This window comes from Collinsella sp. TM05-37, assembly GCF_003436455.1.
In the GTDB taxonomy this organism is placed as follows: domain Bacteria; phylum Actinomycetota; class Coriobacteriia; order Coriobacteriales; family Coriobacteriaceae; genus Collinsella.
Map to the genome: position 1 here is coordinate 14,200 of NZ_QSPN01000004.1, position 20,605 is coordinate 34,804.

Consider the following 20,605-nt stretch of genomic DNA (forward strand, 5'->3'; position numbering starts at 1 on the left):
GAGCCAGTCCCCCGGCTCGCCCGCTTTCAATCATCTAAATCGCCGTATCTACTCTGCAGACGAAGATCCACCATCAACGATTGCCTGCTCGGACTCAGGAATCCCATCGGCGCCCGTGCTCTGTTCTTGCTCCACCTCTTCGCTGATTGCGGAGGCGGGGGTCGAGCCCTTCGCGCCCACGATGTAGGCAGCTCCAAACCCTAACGCAATGGCAATCAAGGTCAAAATCACGTAGACAGGCCAATGGCGCTTAATATACGAAAACACGTTGACTCCTTAGAGCTCCGTCTACGAACGGCGGATAACCTCGGTCACGACCTCGGATACCGTGGCAATGTTCGTCGGGTTGACATTGTGGGGCAGGTCGTCCTCGGTACGAGCACAAGCCAGGCGCGTGCCGTCCACGCCGGCGATGGTGAGGGCTCGGCGGCTCGCCTCGAGCGCGGCATAGGCATCGGTCTTGGCATAGGGCATCTCGAGCGCGCCACAATCGACATGGAACGACTTGCACACCTTGCTGACCAGGTTCATGATGCGGCGATCGCCCTTGAGCAGCTGCTGTTCGCCCTCAACCGTCACCACCGAAAGCCTACCGGCGCCGACGGATTCAAGATTGATGAAGAATACGCCGCGGAGCTTATCGCGATGCGAAGCCAAGAAGGCCTTCATACCGGCGCCATCACAATCCGAGGCGCCCGTTGCCACAAACCAGATATCGTGACCGAGCAGCTCATCGTCACCCATAGAGGCAACAGCCGAGAGCATATCTTCGGAAGAAGCGCCGTCGGAAGACGTAGCGCCGCCCTTCCAGCCATCGTTATCGTCCTCGAAATTATCCCACGAACCGATGCCGCGACCGGACTTCTTGGCATCGTAATCGTCTTCGACGCCCAGCCAGTCACTCATGCTGTCCTGTTCGTTTTTCTTTTTACGACCGAACAGGCCGCCCAGGCCGCGCTTGCGAGACTTGGGTGCCGCCGGGGCGGGAGCCGAAATGGTCTCGATCGGCTGTGCGCCCGACGCAACGGGCCTAGGAGGCGCAACGGGTGCCGATGTGGGTTCGGGACCCTGAGCGGTAGCAAAGGGGTCGTTGACCTGTGCGGAGGGGTCGGGAAGGTCGAACAGCGACGTGCGAGACGCAACGTTTGCCTGCTTCATCGACGGCAGCGACGGATCGGGGACCGAAGCTAGCGGAGACGAGGAAGGTGCAGGCGACGGAGCCGACGCCGGATCGGGAACATTCATCTGCGGGCGTGGTGATGCCTGGGAGGAAATCTGGGCCATAAGGGAATCGACTGTTTCGTCCTGGGTGGGAGCAACATCGGCAACCGTGGCACCGGAACCACTCGGGGTCGGCATGGTGAAAATCTGCGTGGAGTAAGGCCTCGACTCATCTGTCTCGGAAGCTTCGGAAACCGCAGGCACTTCCTCCTGCTCGACCTCGGTCGAATCATCTTGCTCGGCTGCCGCGTATTGCTCTTCGTCAGAGTTGGCCTCGACGGGCTCGTCCTCGGCGACATCTTGGATTTCAGCAGCATCAATAGGCTCGTCATCGTCTGCCGCGTCGCCCTGCTCATCGGAAACAGGAAGGGGCTCGGCAATCGCGGTGCCTTGCTTTTCAAACGTTATCGTAGAATCGAACTGCGCGGCATCAAACGACATGGTGCTATCGACGTGCTGCTGAGCCTCGAAAGACGTCGTCGCCTCAACAACATCCGCGGACGCCGGTTGCTGGGACTCAAAGGACGTCGTAGCTTCGGCAGCGTCGACGGGCACGGACTGCATAGCCTCGTTCTGCTCGAACTCCTGTGCTGCGCGCTCGCGTGCCGCCTCGGCCGCCTGCTGCTGAGCGATAGCCTCCTGCTCGGCAGCCTCGCGTGCGGCAGCGCGCTTCTCCTCGAAATCGTCGACAAATTTCTTGCCCTTTGCAAGCGCACCCTTAAAGAAGTTGGAAGCGCTGGCGCCAATCGAAGAGAACGCGGATGCAATATCGGCATGGGGCGTTGCCGCGGGAATCTCGGCCGAGAAATCAGTATCGCTCTCGTAAGACACGCGCCTCGGCTGTTCAGCGTAATCGTCGTCAGACTCGTCCGCAACGTCTTGCGCCGGCGCGGCGGGAGCCAAAATGTCCAGTCCTGCCGCGGGATCGATCGCGGACACCGCCTCGGACTCGGCAACGGCAGCGGTAACCGCGGCAGACTCATCATCCACGGTCACGACGGGGGCAGGCTCGGGCTCAAACGTCGGCTCCTCGCCCTCCTCGTAATCGAGCGTGCAGGACTCGGGAAGCATTCCGAGCGCACGGATGGCATCCGAACCAAAGCGGATGTTGCCGGCGGCATTGCGATAGAGCTTGGGCTCGGGCTCGGCCGCGACAGGCTCCTCCGCCGGCTCGGCAGCGGGAACCTCGTCATTGAACTCTTCGGCCTGGACAGCCTGATTCTGATCCTCGGGCACAATGGCGCCAATCAGCGTCTCGTCGGCAGACGCACCCTCAAAGCCCTCGATCTGCTCGTCGAAAGCCTCACCCTGTTCGGGCTCGGCCTGAGCGTCGGGAGCAATCGGCTGACCGAACTCGTCCTCGGCGTAGGTAGGCTCTTCATACTCGATGGTGTTGCCGTAGTCGTTTTGCTGCTGGGCCGCGGCATACTCCGCCGCTGCGCGCGCCATTTCCTCGGCACGACGCTTCTGCTCCCCAAAATAGGTATCGAACGGAACATCGTTGGGAAACTCGTTTTCGCCCTGGAAAGGAGCAACGTTGTCCATAACACCGAGCATAGCGGCGACAGAAGACTTGTTGCACACCGCGCCGGACGTATAGGGAAGAATGTAGCGGTTAGAGATGATGTTTGCCGCGTTGGCGAGCGCAACGAGGGAAGCGAGGATCGCGACAATCCACAGCAGAACCTTGAGCGCGCCGGGAAGCGGCAGGATACGCAGGATGGCAACAGCCGCGGGCGCGATCGTGGCAACAGGCAGGAGCTTGGCGATGAGCGCGCGATACGGAGCGTAGGGCTCGCGAGCAAGGAGCTCGGCACGGGGGGAATCATAGTGCGCCACCACGACGACCGGGCGGTTGCGCGGAGACGCAAGCGGGCCCGAGGCCTTGTGATAGGCGATGACATTTTGGCTCACACCGGTCTTTCCCAGGCGCGAAACCACGGGATGCCCCGTGCGCTCGAGCACGTAGAGCACGGCACCGACAATGGCCAGCAAGGTGCCGACCAAGCCGATACCGCCGCCGATGCCCATCAGCAGGGCGCCGGCAAACGCCAGAATACCGGTAACGGCAAACGCCAACCTGCTGGGCGCGGGAGCATTAAATTCCTGCACCTCGGGGTCAAAGCCGTGGTTGCGGAAAATCTGAGCGATATCCTCGGCAGCCAGGCGCTCTTCTTCACTGCACGCCGGCGTAATGCCGGTGCTCTGCAGCAGGTGGTTAATATAGTTCTGGGTGTTCGCCATGTGCGCTCCACATCCATAATCCGACAAATAGGCCCAATGCATGCACATTAGAACCGTATATAGTCGAAAGTATACCCCGAGCGAGCGCAAACGACCGAATTCGGGCCATCTTAACGCCACGAGCGGACAAGGATATAGCCTAATCTCCATATCGGACTAAAATCATGGCATCAAACGACCTTCTCATGCGAGGATTCTATGACGGCAAGCGACGCGACCGCGACAATTAAAAAGGGGGCACCCGAGCCCGGTTTCGATAAAACGGCTCAGCGCATCCTCAACCTTTTCTTTGTACTCAACAGTTCTCCCGAACCGCTGACGACCGAGCAAATCGTCCTGGATTCCGATTTGGGATACGGCTCGGGCAATATCGACTCAGACAAGCGTAAGTTCCGCCGCGATCGCGACAAGCTGCTCGAACGCGGCATCGTTATCAGGGAGGTTCGTGCTGCCGGAGCGCAGGAAACCGAGGAGAGCGCCTGGACGATCGACCGCGAGCACACGTTTGCCGCGGGTGGTCTCATCACCGCAGACGATGCCGACATCCTGCTCAACGCCATCGACCAGACACTCGCGGCGGGCTCATCCACCTTTTCCGCGCCGCTTGCCGACATTCGCTCCAAGATTGCCTACCTTACCGGCATGTCGACGACAGGAGAGGCACCGATCCGCCGCTCTCCCGCCGTCGATGCGGTATGGAGTGCCTTTGCCGAGCGTTGCGCGCTGCGCTTTTTGTACCAAAACGGGCGCGGTGAACAACGCGAGCGGACCGTTTGCATCTACGGCATGTTCGAGCGCGAGGGTACGGCATACTTCTGCGGCCTCGACAATGCCACAGGCAATATCAGAACATTCCGCTGCGACCGCATCGTTCGCGCCTGGAGACCTTCGAAGGCCTACGCCATCCCTGCGGATTTCAACCTCAACGATTACTTATTCTTTGACTTCGATTTTGCCGACCGCCCACCCGTTTCAGCTACGTTCTCGTTCGCGCGTGAAGCGCAGGCCGATATGATCAGCGGTCTCACACGCGGGCGAGGTGAGCTCGCACACACCGATTCGGGATGGACCTGGACCGTTGACGCGCGCGACCTTGAAGCCGCAGCCTCGTTTTGCATGGCTCATGCCATGGATGGCATGAGGCCCGTCGCCCCCGATTCCCTCAAGCAGACGTGGAATCACCTCATCGAAAGGACGGTGCACGAGCATGCCCGTGCGTAAACTCACCAGCGAGCAAAGATTCTCGCGCGCCATCGACATCATGGAGGCCCTCTACGCCGCCGGCGAGAATGGCATGGCACGAGACGAGCTTTGCAGCCGCTTTGATATCACGGGGACATCTCTCGACGAGATTCTCGAGATCGTCTCGACGCTTGCGGACCGAGAATCGGGCGCACGTATTATCTGCGAACGCCGCGGCGAGTGCGTGATCCTCACCGGTGATGCGGGGCGCGTGCTACCGCTGCGGCTGAGTGCCGCCGAGGGCGCTGTGCTCAACCATGAACTTGAATCATTGGGGATCGAACCCCAAGCGGCGGCTCGAATACGGCGCGCCCTTCTTCCCAAAGAGCTCGGCTACAACCAGCGCGTCTTTGACACCGTCGCCCACGGATCGCACTGGCAGCAGCTGAGCTGCGCCATTCGGGACGGCGTTCGCTGCCGCATCTCGTATCGCTCGATGGATGACACACAAGCGCGCGAGCGTTTGGTCGACCCCTTGCACATCACAACAAACGGCGACCAAACGTATCTGATTGCCTGGGATGTCGCGGTCGACGAACAGCGTACCTATCGTATGGATAAAATCGAGGGCCTGGTCTTGACCGACGACTCCGTCGTGCGCCACGAACCGGAGCCCGCGACCCTCCATGACTCCCTCGCCCAGGCGGAGCGGAGCGCGAAACTTCTCATGCCGCGCGCCTTGGCAGAGCGCCTAGACTGGCCCGGCATCATGTCGATTGAACCCAATGGGGCGGACAGCTCGACAGCGAATGTGCGCTACGGCTCCGAGCGCTGGCTGTTAAGCCAGGTAATCGCAGCGGGCGGGGCCATCCGCATCTTGGATGACCCCGCCCTGTCAGAGCGTCTGTGCGATATGGCAAAATCCCTCGTCTGTCCGCTTTAGCGGCGCCGCTCGTGGCGTGCGCGCCACAGCTGCAGATAGTGACCGATCTGCGCCGATTCGATGCGCTGGTAGGAGCTCGTGGGCAGCGACGTTAAGAACTTCTTTCCGTAGCCCTTCGTCACTAGGCGCGGGTCGGCCAGAATCAGCACACCGCAATCGGTCGATGAGCGAATGAGGCGACCGGCTGCCTGCTTGACCTCGAGCACGGCCTCGGGCAGAGAATAGCGCACCCAAGCGCGGTCTTCGCGCAGATTGCGCTCGCATGAGAGCGGGTCTGTGGGGCTCGAGAACGGCAGCTTGGGGATGATGACGCAGCGCAGCGTCTCGCCGCTGGCGTCAAACCCTTCCCAAAAGGCCTTAAGCGCAAAGAGCGACGAGGTCGGTTCGTTGATAAAGCGATCGCGTAGACGGCGAGGGGACGAGTTGCGCTGCTGGCAGTTGAGTTCCAGACCCGCACGAGCCATCTTGGGCTCGACGCGAGCGTACAGCTCCTCCATGTCGCGCCTGTTGGTGAACAGCGTGAGCACCGATCCGCCCATGGCAAGATGGGCGTCGACCAGCACTCGCTCGAGCGCCGTAAGATAGCCTTCGCGGTCGCGCGGATCAGGAATATCCCCAGCCACGACCACGGCCATATTCGAATCGAAGTCGTAGCTCGAATCCAAGTGCAGCGACGATGATGTCGAGGCACCGATACGATCGAGTCCGACGGCGTGGTTAAAATGCTCAAAGCTCTTGGAAACCGTCATGGTCGCCGATGCAAAGATAGCCGTGTGGACCTCGGGCAGCCACTCGGTTGCCAAGGCCTCGCCAATATCGATGCGCTCCGCGGTCATCGACTCGCCGCCGGCGCGCAATCTGCGATTGACTTGCAGCGAGTACACGTAGTGCTCATCGGTACCGTCAATGATGAGTTTGAGGTTCTCGGCCAGCTCGTGTAGGCGGCGCGAGATATCACCCAGGCCGACAACAACCTCGGGCTTGTCGGCGGCAACGGCTTGCACCAGCGCGTCGACGCTCTTGTCAGCTTGTTCCAATGCATCGATGGCAGCGTAGGCCGACTGTAAGAAATCATGCCAGTCGTCAGATTCGCGCAGTTCGGGGCCAATCCATAGGTTCGCATTGTCATAGCCGCCGCGGGCACGGCGGCCAAGCTCGCGAACGCCGTCAAACACATCGGCAATCGCCATGCTCGCACGTACAACCGTCGACGTCGCCTTGGCGGTAAGACCCAGGTAAAGCGTAGAGCCCTCCGAGGTTGCCAAATCGCGGGAAACCTGGCTCAGCGCACCGGTGCTCGAGCCGCCCAGGCGCTCAAACAGAACGCGCGATTCATCCGCCGACACCACGCGCGCCCATTGACGGCGTGCCTCGCGCTCGATGGAGTGGGCCTCATCGATCACCCAGTGACGAATCGGAGGCAAGATTCTGCCCTCGGCCGCAACATTGCGGAACAACAGGGAATGGTTGGTGACCACCACATCGGCATGCGCCGCGCGACGGCGGGCGCCGTGGACCAGGCATTTATCGGGGAAAAACGGGCAGAGGCGACGGGCACACTCGCGCGAGGCCGTTGTGAAGTCGGGACGGTTGACGCTGCGCCAGCGAATGCCAAGCGAGTCGAGGTCGCCATCGGCCGACTGACACACGTACGCCATGATGACCGCGACTGCCGTAAGCGTGTCGGCGGGATCACGCTTAGTCGTAATTTCGACTTGGCCGCGGCTCATGCGCTCAAGCTTACGCAAGCATGGATAGTGGTCATAGCCCTTGAGGGCGCAAAACGATAGGCCTCCGTCCAGCTGCTCGGCAAGTTTGGGCAGCTCATGATACATGAGCTGGTCGGCAAGATTATTCGATTTAGTCGCGATACCAACCGTGATATTGTTGCGGCGCGCGGCCTCGGCAAAAGGCACCAGATAGGCCATCGATTTACCGACGCCTGTCCCCGCCTCAATCACGCGATGCGTTCCCGTAACGAGTGCGTCACGGACCTCGAGCGCCATCGCGATCTGCTCATCGCGCGGCTCATACGTGGGATACATGCGATTAACCAGGCCGCCCGGGGCATAGTCCGCCTCGATTTCCTCGCGGCTCGGCATCTTAAGGACCGGCAGCTCGTCCGCATCGACGCGATCATCGGCCCGATCGGCCTTGAGCACGTCGGCGCGGGCGGCGCTGAGAGAGAAGATGGAACCGGGGTTCTGTCCCGCCAAGAACGAGAAGATGGGACGATAGGACCAGGGCACGTCGGGGTGCATGTCGGCCAGGCGCGCCATTAAGCCCTGAGGCAAGTCGGTGAGCGCCACGAGCAGCACGCGCCACACACCACACAGGGCGTCGACATCGGCGTTGGCGCGGTGCGACACCGAGTCGCAGCCAAACAGGTCGGCCATGAAAGACAGCTTATGCGAGGCCAGGCGCGGAAGCGCGATGCGCGACAGTGCCAGCGAATCGATCCAGATGTCGCTGACGTTGACACCGCCCTTGACCGACTCGATAAACGAACGGTCGAAGGTGGCATTATGCGCAATCACCGGGCAGCCGCCGACAAAATCGGCGAGAGCGGCCACGGCCTCGACGGCCGATGGGGCATCCACCACATCGGCGTTTGTAATGCTCGTGAGTTCGGTAATCTCGGCGGGAATCAGCTGCTTGGGATGCACGAAGGTATCGAACCGATCGACAACCTCGCGGCCCGAAAGGCGGGCCGCTGATATCTCGATAAGCTCGTTGTCCTGCACCGAAAGACCCGTGGTCTCGGTATCGAGGACGATAACATCTTCCTCGATGAGACCAAACGATTGGGTTTTGGCGCGCCCGGCAAGCGTGGCATAGGAATCGATGACAAACTGCGGCGTTCCCGACGAAACAGCGTCCTCGATTAGCATGCAACGCCCGCTCGACGAAGTCCCATACGAATCAGACTGTCACACACCCGCGGGAACGTCATGTCATCGGTGTGGCGAATCTCATCCGGATACAGCGATGTATCGGTCATGCCGGGAATCGTGTTGGTCTCGAGGATGACGGGGCCATCCTCGCTCACGATAAAGTCGCTGCGCGAGATACCCAGGCAGCCGAGTGCCTTATGGGCAGCACAGGCGAGCTCCTGAGCACGAGCGTAGTTCTCGGGTGAAATCTGCGCCGGAATGCGATGGATGTCCGTAGGGTCGACATACTTCACGTCCAGATCGTAGAACTCGCAGTCCTCGGGCTTACGGATTTCAACAATCGGCAGGGCGCGCACGTCATCCTCGCCGTATACGCCGACGGTGATCTCGGTACCCTCGATGCACTTCTCGACCAGCACTTTGTCGCCGTACTCAAACGCCTTGGCGATTGCCGCGGGCAGCTCGGAGGGCTCATGGACCAGGGAAATGCCATAGCTGGAACCGTTTACGGCCGGCTTCACAAAGCAGCGCTCGCCACAAACCTCGACGATATGATCGATATCGACTTCATCGCCCGCCTCGAGCGCGAGGCCGGGGGCAATGGGAATGCCCGCCTTGGCGTACAGGAGCTTCGAGACCTCCTTGTCGGCACCGCAAGCGCTGGCAAGCACGCCCGAGGCCGTGTAGGGGATACCCAGGGTCTCCATGGCACCCTGCATGGCACCATCTTCACCGCCGGCACCGTGCATGGCAATAAACGCCACGTCGAAACCACCGGTCGCCATGGTTACCATAAAGTCATCGGCAGCCGTGTCGAGCAGCTCCACCGAAGTGTAGCCGGCTTCCTTCAGTGCCACCACGACGTTCTTTCCCGAATTGAGCGAGATCTCGCGCTCGGCGGAACGACCGCCCGCCAAGACCGCTACGTGCATGTTCTCTAGGCTTTTACCCGGCATGGGCAGACTCCTCCTCTATAATTTCTGCAGCTGATACCATATTGTAGCGATACCCTCTACGTTTCCCCAAAATCGAAAGGCTTCCATGAATCCCAGGACTAAATCTCAGGACATTCGCGACTTGAGCCAAAACGATATTCGCGAGCTTGTGGCCGAACTTGGCCAGCCCGCCTTCCGCGCAAAGCAGCTCATCGAATGGGTCTTTGAGAAGAACGTTTGTTCGTTTGACGATATGACCAACCTTCCCAAGGCTTTCCGTGAGCAGCTTAAAGAGGCTTTTGCCTTTGATACGCCGACTGAACTCACCAAGCAGGTTTCCAAAGATGGCTCGCGCAAGTATCTGCTCGAGTACCACGATGGCATTTCCGTCGAGACTGTCGGCATGCCCCGTCGTAACAAACTTTCCGTCTGCGTTTCAACCCAGGCAGGCTGCGGCATGGGCTGCGCCTTTTGCGCTACCGGTCTCAACGGCCTCAAGCGCTCTCTGACCGCTCAAGAGATCGTCGACCAGGTGCTTCATGTATCCAACGACTTTGGCGAGCGTGCCACAAGCGTTGTCTTCATGGGCCAGGGCGAGCCGTTTGCCAACTACGACGAGGTTCTCAAGGCATTGCGTATCCTCAACGACCCCGATGGTATCGGTATCGGCGCTCGTCACCTCACCGTCTCTACCAGCGGCGTTATTCCCGGTATTCGCAAATTTGCCGATATCCCCGAGCAGTTCACTCTTGCCGTTTCCCTGCATTCCGCCATCCAGTCGACGCGCAATAAGCTCATGCCCGGTGTTAAGAAATACACGCTGCTTCGCCTTCACGAAGCGCTTCAGCTCTACACCGAGAAGACTGGCCGCCGCCCGACCTATGAGTATGCCATGATCGAAGGCGTCAACGATACGAATCCCGAGATGCAGGCACTCTGCGACTTCTGCGAGGGAACGCTGTGCCACGTTAACCTGATTCAACTTAACGACATCGAGGGCAGCCCGCTCAAGCCGTCGCCGATTCATAAGGTTGAGGATCTTCAGCGTCGTCTTGAGTCCCGTGGCATCGAGACCACGATTCGTAACTCCCGTGGTAACGATATTGACGCCGCTTGCGGACAGCTGAAACAGCGCTTCAAAGTTCAAAAGAGCGCATAGGGGAGTCGCACTCCAAAACGTTTCATGTGAAACATCGGACGGCCCCTGTTGCAGGATATGCAACAGGGGCCGTTTCATTTATTGACCTCAATTTTGGACCGCTGCTAGCTTCCCCATTGTTTACGGACAAAATAAGCAGCCCTTGTCTCATGAATCAGACAAGGGCCGCTCAAAATATGCAGGGTAATTGTTAGGTACCTAATAGCCTACATTTTCCCATTGGTTGCTAACCCAACCTTGATTAATCTTAGGATTTTTTGTTACCTGAGCAGTGCGCATGGCAACATCTTCTGTCATAACATCCATTTTCTTCTTGGAAGTATCGACAATATCTTGCGCACCACGAAGCAAACGACCTCGAAGTTCATCGTCTGTCGCGATCTTATAACCAGCAAAGGCACCGGCCGCGACAGTCGTCACCAATGCAATCGCAGTTAAAATCTTATTCCTCATCTTGGCCTCCTTGATCAAACTGAATCATTTCACCAAGAATACGAGAGAGCTCTTCCTCGTCTTTAAACTCAATCTCAATCTTATTCTTTCCACGCGAGCTTTTCACGCGCACGTTGGTATTAAATACCTGACGAAGTACACGCGCAGCCTTTTTAAAAGACTGAGGCGTTGCAGGCCGCGGCGTCTTAGGTGTCTCTCCGGCAGAAAACAATGGAGCAAGATTTTCTGTCGCTCTTACAGAAAGGCCCTCCGCAACAACCTTCTCTGCAAGTCGAATTCGAGCATCCTCATAGGGAACTGCAAGAATCGCACGTGCGTGACCAGCAGTAAGTTTACCCTCAAAAATCATCTGCTGAACTACTTCGGGGAGATCGAGAAGGCGCAGCGAATTTGTAATTGCAGAGCGTGATTTGCTTACTGCCTTCGACAATGCCTCCTGGGTCATACCGCTGGCATCAATGAGCTGGCGATAGCCCTTAGCCTCTTCGACGGGATTCAGATCAGAACGCTGAAGGTTTTCGATAAGAGCAAGAGCCAGCATCTCTTCATCATTAACATCTTTAATGATGACAGGCAGCTCCTCAAGACCAGCAAGCTTTGACGCCTGGTAACGACGCTCACCAGCGATGATCTCATAGCCGTTTCCATGCTTGCGAACCAAAAGCGGCTGCAAAACGCCATGTTCTTGGATTGACTCGCTCAACTCGCGAAGTTCAGTTTCATTAAAGTGAATTCGCGGTTGATTAGGGTTGGGAACGATATCCTCAACCGGTAGTTTTGTTTCAGATGCTGTATTTGAAGCAGATGCAGCAGAACCACCGGTCTCATACTCAGCCTCTGAGACCAAAGCATTGAGTCCGCGTCCCAATCCACCGCGTTTCTTTGCACTAGGCACGCTTGATCACCTCTTTTGCAAGGTTCATATACGCTTTTGCACCCTTATTTTGAGGTGCATAGGTAATTACCGGTTCTCCAAAAGACGGAGCTTCAGAGATTTTAACAGTACGGGGAATCAGCGTCTTAAACGCCTTATCACCAAAGTACGATTGAACTTCCTCAACAACCTGATTCGACAAAGAAGTACGTGAGTCATACATGGTCATAAGCACGCCATAGGTGTCTAAGCCCTTGTTCAGACGTGATTTGACCATCTTCATTGACTCAAGCAGCTTCGTAACGCCCTCGAGTGCGTAATACTCACACTGGATTGGAATCAAAACGCTATCTGCTGCGGTCAAGGCATTGATTGTAAGCAGGCCGAGCGAAGGAGGACAGTCAATGAAAATAAAATCGAACTCGTCCTGAATCGGCTCAAGCAAGTCTTTGAGGCGGGTTTCACGAGCAATTGCGCTTACGAGCTCAATTTCAGCACCTGCAAGCTGAATCGTAGCTGGAATTACGAATACCTTTTTGCAATTTGTATCAAGAACAAGCGATTCTGCCGGCACATCATTCAACAATGCATCATAGATGCAGTGATCAAGGTCTTCTTTTTCAATTCCAAATCCACTGGTACTGTTTCCCTGCGGATCAAAATCGACAATCAGTGTCTTACGACCCTGCTCACCCAGTGCTGCTGCAAGGTTTACAGCCGTTGTTGACTTACCGACGCCGCCTTTTTGATTGATGATTGCAATGATACGCGTGTCTTTTGCGTTCTTAGAACGCTTAACGTCGCGAAATCCCACGGTCCCTCCTGGTGTGTATTAAAGCTGTCAAACGGAGGATGTTTCACGTGAAACATTCCGATTCGATATCAACTGCCATGTTTCACGTGAAACACTGCAAGTTGTTAGTATCCATTATGTTTCACGTGAAACATCTAGGCAAGCGGATTCTTCTTTGCCATGCCATTTGCACGAGGCAATGAAACAGATGCTGGATGACTCTTCTTAAGAACAATGAACTCCCTGTGGCCCAAGCCCTCAGGCAAATCGATTGCGTCATTCAGAAGCAAAGTGAAGCCACAAATCTTAGCTGCTGACATGCCAGAAGCAAGCTCCTCATCCGAAGGATTGCCCTTGGTGATAACAAATAGCCCTCCATCCTTGAGGAACGGAGCTGCATACTCAACAAGAATCGGTAGAGGAGCCAGTGCGCGGGCAGTTACGACAGAGAACTGCTTCTTATGGCTTCGAGCATATTCTTCAAGACGATCATGGACCGCATGAGCATGTTTCAACCCAAGAGCATGAACAAAAGAATTGACGGCATCAACCTTCTTACCAACAGAGTCAATATAAGTAGCTTTACGATGCGTGGTTATGGTTAACGGAATACCAGGGAAGCCCGCACCTGTCCCCATATCGAGCAAAGCTCCCTCAGGAGCCTTATTGATATAGGGGAGCAAAACAAGTGAGTCGAGGATATGAAGTACCGCAGCATCTTCAACGTTAAGAATACGGGTGAGATTAGTTGTCTTATTTGTTTCCAGAACCAAATCCAAATGCTGAATACAATTCCTCATCTCAACATCAGATACGCTCAAGGAATACTCTTTGCAATAGGAAGTTAGACGAGTCAACATCTCGTCAGCTTGCTGATCAGTAAGTACTAACAACGAAAGCTCCTTTCTGACAAAAATCAGTGTATCGAGAACTTTTGACAAAAAAAGGGGACGTGGAAACCACGTCCCCTTAGCATAAGCTCGAGTAGATTATCGAGCAACAATCACCACATGGCGATCGGGGTCAGAACCCTCAGAATGAGTATCGACGGCGTCATTGCCACGAAGTGCAATGTGAACCAGTCGGCGCTCGTAGGCATTCATGGGCGGAAGCGAAACACTCTTATGAGTGCGGATGGCACGCTCGGCTGCAGACTGAGCCATGGAGGCAACCTTGTCCTGACGGCGGCTCTTGTATCCCTCGACGTCCACTACAACCGGATACCTAAAGCCAAGCTTGCGGCTCACTAGCAAAGAGAACATAACCTGAAGGGCATCAAGGGTGCGACCATGACGGCCAATGAGAACAGCAAGGTCGGGAGCCGTTACATCCAGAATCAGCTCACCCTCGTCGCCCTCATACTCATCGATAGGAGAGTTGGCGGCATCGAAGTGCGAAAGGATGGAACGCAGGATGGAAATCGCGACATCGGCAATGGTGTCGAGCTCCTCGTCGGTCAGCTCTTCACCGGCCTTGTAGCGCTGTGCAATCTCGGGATAATCGCCCGCGACCTGCGGGGCAACCTCCTCAAGCATATCCTCGATGATCTCTTCAGACATAACGTACTCCAAAAGTTAGGTACCTAAATAAGATTGATATCCCGCTACTTCTTCTTGTGCGGGCGCGGCTTCTTCTCGCGACGAGTGACCTCAACCTGCAGCGGCGCGTTCTTAAGGCGCTCCTCCTCATCGGCCTTCGCCTTGTCGATGACCTTCTGCGTCACAAAAATCTGCTGGATAACCTGCCAAGCAGACGAGACGTCGTAGTACAGCAGAACACCAACGGGAAGGCTCCAGCCCATCCAAAGCATCATGACCGTCATGACAACGGCCATCATACGCATGCTCTGAGCCTGCTGGCCGGTCTGGTTGCGCGACATATAGAGCTGCGGAATCAGGGTCAGGACAGCGAACAGGATCAGGCAGACCAGCGCAGGCAGCGCGACCATAAAGCCATCGGCAAAGGAGGCACTCGGCGTGGTGGTCAGGTCGGGCAGAATATTAAAGAACGAGAACGCGCCGTCGTTAAAGTAGTCCGGCAGGTTACGCAGCAGCGTAAATAGGGCGAACAGGACAGGCATCTGAATCAACAGCGGCAGACAACCAGCCATCGGGTTGAACTTGTTCTCGCTGTAGAACTTCTGCATTTCCTCGGCCTGACGCTGGGGATCGTCGGCATAGCGCTCCTGGATCTCGAGCATCTTGGGCTGCAGCACCTGCATGCGTGCCGTCGACTTAGTCGACTTGAGCATAAGCGGCGTCAGTAGCAGACGGATGATGACCACCAGGATGATGATGGACAGGCCCCAGTCGACCGCAAAGGTCTGGATGAGCTTGAGCAGCTCGAAAAGGATGTTAACGATCCAATCCCACATGTAAGTTTTCCTCCGATAGCGAGTGCCCGCTAGGGCACAGGGTCATAACCGCCGACGTGCAGGGGATTGCAGCGAGCGATGCGCCTCACGGCAAGCCAGCAGCCTCTCAAAACACCGTACTTCTCAATCGCCTGGACGGCGTATTGCGAGCACGTTGGGTAATAAATGCAGGCGTCAGGCAATAAGGGCGAAATAACCTGTTGATATATGCGAATAGGAGCGATGGCAACACGTCGCAAAACGTGATTGCTCATCGCTCCTCCCCGGCAACGCCGGCGCGTTTCATAAGCGAACGCAATGCATTGTCCATCTCCTGAGGCGAAGAAACCCTCGTCTTGGGAGTTGCGAACAAGATGATGTCATAACCCGCAACGGGAAATCCACAGCTGCGGGCGGCCTCGCGCATCACACGCTTAGAACGGTTGCGCACGACAGCACAACCGAGCCGTTTAGCACCAACGAAGGCGACCCTTCCGGAGTCGCCTTCGCCAACCGATTCACATATGGTCATTCGAATCAGAGGGTGATTAAAACGACGCCCCTGACTGAACACATGCTCGAAATCTTGCCGAGACTTAATAGTCTTCATGCGAGATGTGTGTATCGCTGCTAGACAGTGAGACGCTTGCGGCCCTTGGCGCGACGACGGGCGAGCACGGCACGACCACCCTTAGTGGCCATACGGGCACGGAAGCCATGGGTCTTGGCACGCTTACGCTTATTAGGCTGATACGTACGCTTCATCTTAAGTTCCTCCTGCTGCATTTCGAGTGTCCGCGGGGGCGCGGACGCAGATATAGACACGTGAGCTTGAAGATTGTAGGGAAATCAATGTTCAAATGTCAAGAAATCAAAGGTAAAAGGTTGCGCAGTTCACACGGTTCCCCCATAAGCCGAGCTCGATTTAACGGTGCATGGCAACTTTTCACGATATTTCATCGAGTTTTCAACAGGTCATGTTGGCAATGTTGAGAACTTTTCGTCCGTTTTCCAAAGTTTTCAACAGGTTTTGAAAAGTTGTCGAAAGATGAGAAACATTGCACGGTGAGCTACTATTTGTTCGAAACCTTTTGAAAGATTGCGAGCGGCATGTCTGACGACTTTTACACCATGGTCGATTCCGGAGACCCGGCACCCGACAACGAGCACATCACCGGCGTGCGCGAAGAGCGTGAGGAAGGCGAGCAGACGACCACGCAGGCGCCAAAAGCCATGTACGCCGCGCGCATCGCCGTCTATGACGATATGCTGTCGACACCGCGTGTGATCGTCATTGATCCGCAAGATGTCCGCACGTATTTGGAAGAGACGACCAACACCGTCTACCAGTGCATGAAAGAACAAGGTGGCCATATCTCGCTCATGGTCATCCGCGAGATTGTCGAAAACTTTATCCACGCGCACTTTGCCGAGCCCATCATCTCGATTCTGGACGGCGGAGACACCATCCGCTTTGCTGACCAAGGACCCGGCATCGACGACAAGGAGCGTGCTTTCGACTTTGGCGTTACCAGCGCAAACAGCAAGATGAAGCGCTATATCCGTGGAACCGGAGCAGGGTTTCCCATGGTGCAGGAGTATTTGGAAAACGCCGGCGGGGCCGTGTCCATCGAGGACAACATGGGCAACGGCACCGTGGTTACGGTAAGCCTGGACCCTAAACGCGTGCAGGAAATCGAACGCGCCGGCGGGCGCGGTGCTGCCGTGCGGCCCGAGACGGAGCAGCCCGCATATCCCCTGCCGGGAGCTTTTGCGCAGCAGCCCATGGCAACGCAACAGATGCAGCCCCGCGTGGGACAGATGCAGCAGCCCGGAATGCTTCCTACACAAGAGCCCCAGGCGGCGTCGATGTCGATGCCGCCAAACGTGCCACAGGCCATGCCGCTGGCGGATCAGGATACAGCAGCAATGCAGCAGGCGACGGGGGCGCCGGGTGGCCAGCAAATGGGCTATCAGCCGTACCAACAGGGATATCCATATCAGCAGATGCCGCCACTGGGGTATGGCCAGCAGTTCCCGCAGCAGTACCAGCAGGGATATCAGCAACCGTACCAGCAGATGCCGCAGCAGCAGTACAACCCCTGGGCCCAGCAGATGCCTCCGCAGCCTTACCAACAGTGGCCTCAAAGTTTTCAACAGCAAATGCCGCCGATGCAGAGTTCTCAACAACCAGCAGCTCAAATGATGTATCCTAATGCAGCAAATCAGTATGCGCAGCCACAACCGGACGTGTTCGTAAGCGATCGCGGCAACGCCGCGCTGGGCTATCTGGCGCAAAATCAAGCGTGCGGTGCAACCGATCTGGCGAGGGCGTTTGGAAACTCGGCCCCCACTTGGTCACGCACGCTCAATGACTTGGCGCAGGCCGGCTTGGTCATCAAGCATGGCCAGAAATACCATCTGACCGAACTCGGCGCCGCTCGCGTGCGAGCTCAGAGCTAAAGAACGGGAGAGATAGTGGACGAGGAAGCAAGCATCATCCTGGGGGATGCCATCGCCTTTTGCCAGCGCGACGGCCAAGATGCACGCCTCATCAACATGCTGGGGCAATCGCGCGCCATAAGCCTGACCGAAGATACGCTCACGATCGAGGCCCCCTCGCGCTTTGCCATCGCGCAGCTCAAAAAGCATCAGCCGACCATTGAGGCCTATCTGGAAGAAATCGCCTTTGCACCGATTGCGCTCGACATCGTGGCACCGCAAGGCGCAACGGCCGAATCCGGTGCCGCGACGGTGCCCGCCACGGCTCCCGCTGCTTCCCCTGCGGCGCCAGCCTCCGCAGGCGACGTGCCGGCAATCGAGCACCAGCACAGCGATGTTTCCCGTGAAACCATGGCACCGTTGCCGACCGCGGCGGCGACGTCAACGAACGCACCCGCCACGCACATGCCCATCGCTCACGACGCAGCGGCGGGCGCGGATTCGGGCATTGCAATCAAGAACACGCTCTCGGCCGATGATTTTCGTCGCATGATGAACCAGATGAAGGGCGGAGCGCCGACTAAATCCACGCAAGCTGCGACCCCCGCTTCACCCATGCCAGCACCGACCGCGCCGGCCGAACAGAATACGGATGGAGCCCCGCTCGCCGCGAACTCAAAATTTACCTTTGAGAACTTTGTCTACGGCCCCGAGAACAGCCATGCCTATCGCTCGGCACTCAAGTTTGCCGCCCTCGCGGACGAGCGGGGCACGTGCACATCACTGTTCATCTACGGCAAATCGGGCCTGGGCAAGACGCACCTGCTGCTTGCCATCAAAAACGAGCTCGCCGAGAAGTCGCCCGAGATCAAGGTCAAGTATGCCAACTCCCAGGCATATCTGGACGACCTGATGACCGAGTTCGACCGCCAAAAGAAGAGCAACGCCCCCATCATGCAGGCGTACCACGGCGTGGACGTGCTCATCATCGACGACATCCAAAACATCATCGGCAAGCGCGCGAGCGTGGACTACTTTTTCCAGCTCATGGACGAGTTCATCCGCAACAACAAGAAGGTCGTCATCGCGGCAGACCGCGCCCCCAAGGACCTGAGCATGGACGAGCGTCTGACCAGCCGCTTCAACGCCGGCATGCTCTGCCTGGTCGCAGAGCCCAGCTACGAGATGAAATACAAGATCTTGCAGCGCTATTACGAGAACACCATCGTCGCCGCTCCCGAGGCAGGCGACGACTCGCTGCTGGCGGCCTATGGGGGCGACGGCGGGCACCTGACCGACGAGCACTTTAAACACATGGCCGAGGTCTCGGGCACCAACATCCGCGAACTCGAGAGCTTTTGCGAGCGCTGCGCCGGCGAGGCGGGCGACCGCGAGCGCGAGGGCGGGGAGCTCACCTTTGACGATATCGACGCCATCGCCAGCCAGTACTTCGACACATCGGCCAAAAAGATCAACGTCCAGACGGTTCAGTCCGTCATCGAAGAGCAGTACGGCGTGACGCACGAGGAGCTCATCGGCCCGCGTCGCAACGCCAATATCGCCAAAGCACGCCATATTGCCATCTATCTGGCCATCGAGATGTGCGAGATGACGACCACGGCGGTGGGCGCCGAATTTGGCAACCGCAACCACTCGACCGTCAGCACGAGTTACAAAAAGGTCCAGAAGATGATCCAGGAAGACCGCACCGTCACCGAAGACCTCAAGTCGCTGCGCGATAAAATTACACTGCGCTCGTAGGGAAATAGAGACACCTGTTGAAAACTTGTCGAAACCACGGGCATAAGGTGTCTAAAACCCAACCCGCGGTGATGAAAAGTTTTGCGCAGGTTTTGAACGTGAAAAACCACCCCTGTTGCACACAGGTTGCTGTCGATTCTCTTTCTGGGTCTGACCTGCGTCTTTGGGAGTAATCAACAGTTTCGTCAGTGCTATTACTATTATTAAGATATTTATATCTATAGAAAGGTATTAAAAGATGAAGTTCACCGTCAGCCAGAGCTCGCTTACACAAGCCATCGGCGTCGTTATGAAGGGTGTCGCTTCGGCATCCACCCTTCCCATCCTGTCGGGCGTGCTCGTTAAGGCCCAAGACGGCATCTTGGAATTCCAGACCTCTAACTACACCATCTCGATCCGTCATCGCATCGCGGCGCATGTCGAAGAAGAGGGCGAGATGGTTATCCCCTGTAAGATGCTCTCCAATATCACCAAGACCCTCCCCGATGCCCCGGTCACCTTTGAGCTGTCCGAGCGCCAGGTGCTGATTGGTTGCGAGAAGAGCTCTTTTAGGCTGAACACGCTCGATGCCAATGACTTCCCCGAGTTTCCGGCCTATGCCATCGAGAGTGCCGTGGAGCTGCCGACCGATATCTTGTCCGAAATGGTCGGCCGCGTGTGGCGCGTCACCTCGACCGACAAGGCTCGCCCCATCCTGGGCGGCGTGCACATGAAGGTCGAGAACAACACCGTACGCCTGGTGGCGACCGATTCCTTCCGCTTGGCCGTGTGCGATACGCAGGTCGAGACCTCGACCCTCGAGGGCTCCTTTGAGCTCAACGTTCCGGCCGACGCCTTTAACGACGCGCTGAACATCATGGCCAGCCAGGCGACCATCATGATCGGGGCTACCGACACCCAGGTCGTCTTCGAGGCCGGCAACACCACCTACGTGTCGCGTCGCATCGAGGGCGTGTACCCTAACTACAAGCAGCTCATCCCCGATTCGTGCGTGACGAGCGTCAAGATCGATGTCGCCGCCTTTAACGCCGCCCTCAAGCGCGTGGCCGTTATCGCGAGCGCCAACCCCGCCGTCAAGTTCGAGATCGATGTCGAGAACGGGCAGATGGGCCTGTCCTCCATTTCCAATGACCAGGACCTTGCGCAGGAGACGATCGATGTCGAGGCCGAGGGCGAGTCGGGCACCATCGCCTTCAACTACCACTACATCTTCGGCTGCCTCAATGCCCTGTCCAAGGAGAAGGAGATCACGCTGGAGCTCAAGAGTTACTCGCAGGCGGGCATCTTTAAGTCCTACGACAAGATTAACTACCTGTACCTGGTCATGCCGGTCCGCATCTAGCGCTGCGCC

At 57.2% G+C, this 20,605-nt stretch carries 19 protein-coding genes; 6 read left to right on the forward strand and 13 right to left on the reverse strand.

All coding sequences use genetic code 11. The features are described from left to right. Positions 1-48 precede the first annotated feature (48 nt). Entirely contained in the window at positions 49-267 is a 219-nt protein-coding gene (locus DXD48_RS03375; RefSeq protein WP_022094153.1) for a hypothetical protein, read from the reverse strand. 21 nt (positions 268-288) lie between these two features. Beyond that, entirely contained in the window at positions 289-3,465 is a 3,177-nt protein-coding gene (locus DXD48_RS03380; RefSeq protein WP_117564006.1) for a hypothetical protein, read from the reverse strand. A 198-nt stretch (positions 3,466-3,663) separates the two neighbouring features. Between DXD48_RS03380 and DXD48_RS03385 the strand changes: the two genes are divergently transcribed. After that, positions 3,664-4,686 (forward strand): YafY family protein, encoded by a 1,023-nt coding sequence (locus DXD48_RS03385; protein WP_117564007.1) that lies wholly within the window; start codon positions 3,664-3,666, stop codon positions 4,684-4,686. Then, on the forward strand, positions 4,673-5,590 hold the full coding sequence (locus tag DXD48_RS03390; RefSeq protein ID WP_117564008.1) for a YafY family protein: 918 nt from the start codon (positions 4,673-4,675) through the stop codon (positions 5,588-5,590). The genes DXD48_RS03385 and DXD48_RS03390 overlap by 14 nt, the downstream gene beginning before the upstream one ends. On the opposite strand, the gene DXD48_RS03395 is transcribed toward DXD48_RS03390, so the two are convergent. Together DXD48_RS03395 and DXD48_RS03400 are read right to left on the reverse strand one after the other, a co-directional pair. After that, on the reverse strand, positions 5,587-8,481 hold the full coding sequence (locus tag DXD48_RS03395; RefSeq protein WP_117564009.1) for a helicase C-terminal domain-containing protein: 2,895 nt from the start codon (positions 8,479-8,481) through the stop codon (positions 5,587-5,589). The two genes, DXD48_RS03390 and DXD48_RS03395, sit on opposite strands and share 4 nt — an antisense overlap. Further along, a complete protein-coding gene (locus DXD48_RS03400) occupies positions 8,475-9,440 on the reverse strand; it encodes a D-alanine--D-alanine ligase (RefSeq protein ID WP_117564010.1) in 966 nt (321 codons plus the stop codon). Before DXD48_RS03400 ends, DXD48_RS03395 begins: the two co-directional genes overlap by 7 nt. Positions 9,441-9,525: 85 nt before the next feature. Between DXD48_RS03400 and rlmN the strand changes: the two genes are divergently transcribed. Further along, positions 9,526-10,578, forward strand: a complete 1,053-nt coding sequence (gene rlmN / locus DXD48_RS03405) for a 23S rRNA (adenine(2503)-C(2))-methyltransferase RlmN (RefSeq protein ID WP_117564011.1) — start codon at positions 9,526-9,528, stop codon at positions 10,576-10,578. Between the two features lie 198 nt (positions 10,579-10,776). On the opposite strand, the gene DXD48_RS03410 is transcribed toward rlmN, so the two are convergent. The 9 genes from DXD48_RS03410 to rpmH form a co-directional block, all read right to left on the reverse strand. After that, on the reverse strand, positions 10,777-11,031 hold the full coding sequence (locus tag DXD48_RS03410; protein ID WP_117564012.1) for a hypothetical protein: 255 nt from the start codon (positions 11,029-11,031) through the stop codon (positions 10,777-10,779). Further along, positions 11,021-11,926: a ParB/RepB/Spo0J family partition protein gene (locus tag DXD48_RS03415; protein ID WP_187362344.1), complete on the reverse strand. Its 906-nt coding sequence runs from the start codon at positions 11,924-11,926 to the stop codon at positions 11,021-11,023. The genes DXD48_RS03410 and DXD48_RS03415 overlap by 11 nt, the downstream gene beginning before the upstream one ends. Next, positions 11,919-12,719 carry a ParA family protein gene (locus DXD48_RS03420; protein ID WP_055251322.1) on the reverse strand — a complete coding sequence of 267 codons (801 nt, stop codon included), beginning with the start codon at positions 12,717-12,719 and terminating at the stop codon, positions 11,919-11,921. The genes DXD48_RS03415 and DXD48_RS03420 overlap by 8 nt, the downstream gene beginning before the upstream one ends. Before the next feature lie 134 nt (positions 12,720-12,853). Continuing rightward, complete coding sequence (gene rsmG / locus DXD48_RS03425) at positions 12,854-13,519, reverse strand: 16S rRNA (guanine(527)-N(7))-methyltransferase RsmG (protein ID WP_233509094.1); 666 nt, start codon at positions 13,517-13,519, stop codon at positions 12,854-12,856. A 168-nt stretch (positions 13,520-13,687) separates the two neighbouring features. Continuing rightward, on the reverse strand, positions 13,688-14,257 hold the full coding sequence (locus tag DXD48_RS03430) for a R3H domain-containing nucleic acid-binding protein (RefSeq protein ID WP_022093802.1): 570 nt from the start codon (positions 14,255-14,257) through the stop codon (positions 13,688-13,690). Positions 14,258-14,301: 44 nt separating this feature from the next. Continuing rightward, positions 14,302-15,072, reverse strand: coding sequence for a YidC/Oxa1 family membrane protein insertase (locus DXD48_RS03435; protein WP_117564014.1), 771 nt, complete (start codon positions 15,070-15,072; stop codon positions 14,302-14,304). Positions 15,073-15,101: 29 nt separating this feature from the next. Beyond that, complete coding sequence (gene yidD, locus DXD48_RS03440; protein ID WP_022093804.1) at positions 15,102-15,326, reverse strand: membrane protein insertion efficiency factor YidD; 225 nt, start codon at positions 15,324-15,326, stop codon at positions 15,102-15,104. After that, complete coding sequence (rnpA, locus tag DXD48_RS03445) at positions 15,323-15,661, reverse strand: ribonuclease P protein component (protein WP_082435526.1); 339 nt, start codon at positions 15,659-15,661, stop codon at positions 15,323-15,325. Before rnpA ends, yidD begins: the two co-directional genes overlap by 4 nt. A 20-nt stretch (positions 15,662-15,681) precedes the next feature. Continuing rightward, entirely contained in the window at positions 15,682-15,816 is a 135-nt protein-coding gene (gene rpmH / locus DXD48_RS03450; RefSeq protein ID WP_019127408.1) for a 50S ribosomal protein L34, read from the reverse strand. 345 nt (positions 15,817-16,161) lie between these two features. Between rpmH and DXD48_RS03455 the strand changes: the two genes are divergently transcribed. From DXD48_RS03455 to dnaN, 3 genes are all read left to right on the forward strand, one after another. Next, a complete protein-coding gene (locus DXD48_RS03455; RefSeq protein WP_117564015.1) occupies positions 16,162-17,514 on the forward strand; it encodes an ATP-binding protein in 1,353 nt (450 codons plus the stop codon). Between the two features lie 15 nt (positions 17,515-17,529). Beyond that, on the forward strand, positions 17,530-19,254 hold the full coding sequence (locus DXD48_RS03460; RefSeq protein ID WP_117564016.1) for a DnaA ATPase domain-containing protein: 1,725 nt from the start codon (positions 17,530-17,532) through the stop codon (positions 19,252-19,254). A gap of 238 nt (positions 19,255-19,492) precedes the next feature. Then, positions 19,493-20,596 carry a DNA polymerase III subunit beta gene (gene dnaN / locus DXD48_RS03465; protein ID WP_022094338.1) on the forward strand — a complete coding sequence of 368 codons (1,104 nt, stop codon included), beginning with the start codon at positions 19,493-19,495 and terminating at the stop codon, positions 20,594-20,596. Positions 20,597-20,605: the final 9 nt, after the last annotated feature.

Excerpts from the sequence above, each read along its gene's own strand:
- rnpA (WP_082435526.1), bottom strand. The coding sequence starts at position 15,661 with ATGAAGACTATTAAGTCTCGGCAAGATTTCGAGCATGTGTTCAGTCAG.
- DXD48_RS03380 (WP_117564006.1), bottom strand. The coding sequence starts at position 3,465 with ATGGCGAACACCCAGAACTATATTAACCACCTGCTGCAGAGCACCGGC.
- rpmH (WP_019127408.1), bottom strand. The coding sequence starts at position 15,816 with ATGAAGCGTACGTATCAGCCTAATAAGCGTAAGCGTGCCAAGACCCAT.
- DXD48_RS03435 (WP_117564014.1), bottom strand. The coding sequence starts at position 15,072 with ATGTGGGATTGGATCGTTAACATCCTTTTCGAGCTGCTCAAGCTCATC.
- DXD48_RS03410 (WP_117564012.1), bottom strand. The coding sequence starts at position 11,031 with ATGAGGAATAAGATTTTAACTGCGATTGCATTGGTGACGACTGTCGCG.
- yidD (WP_022093804.1), bottom strand. The coding sequence starts at position 15,326 with ATGAGCAATCACGTTTTGCGACGTGTTGCCATCGCTCCTATTCGCATA.
- DXD48_RS03455 (WP_117564015.1), top strand. The coding sequence starts at position 16,162 with ATGTCTGACGACTTTTACACCATGGTCGATTCCGGAGACCCGGCACCC.
- rlmN (WP_117564011.1), top strand. The coding sequence starts at position 9,526 with ATGAATCCCAGGACTAAATCTCAGGACATTCGCGACTTGAGCCAAAAC.
- DXD48_RS03430 (WP_022093802.1), bottom strand. The coding sequence starts at position 14,257 with ATGTCTGAAGAGATCATCGAGGATATGCTTGAGGAGGTTGCCCCGCAG.
- dnaN (WP_022094338.1), top strand. The coding sequence starts at position 19,493 with ATGAAGTTCACCGTCAGCCAGAGCTCGCTTACACAAGCCATCGGCGTC.
- DXD48_RS03385 (WP_117564007.1), top strand. The coding sequence starts at position 3,664 with ATGACGGCAAGCGACGCGACCGCGACAATTAAAAAGGGGGCACCCGAG.
- DXD48_RS03390 (WP_117564008.1), top strand. The coding sequence starts at position 4,673 with ATGCCCGTGCGTAAACTCACCAGCGAGCAAAGATTCTCGCGCGCCATC.
- DXD48_RS03400 (WP_117564010.1), bottom strand. The coding sequence starts at position 9,440 with ATGCCGGGTAAAAGCCTAGAGAACATGCACGTAGCGGTCTTGGCGGGC.
- DXD48_RS03395 (WP_117564009.1), bottom strand. The coding sequence starts at position 8,481 with ATGCTAATCGAGGACGCTGTTTCGTCGGGAACGCCGCAGTTTGTCATC.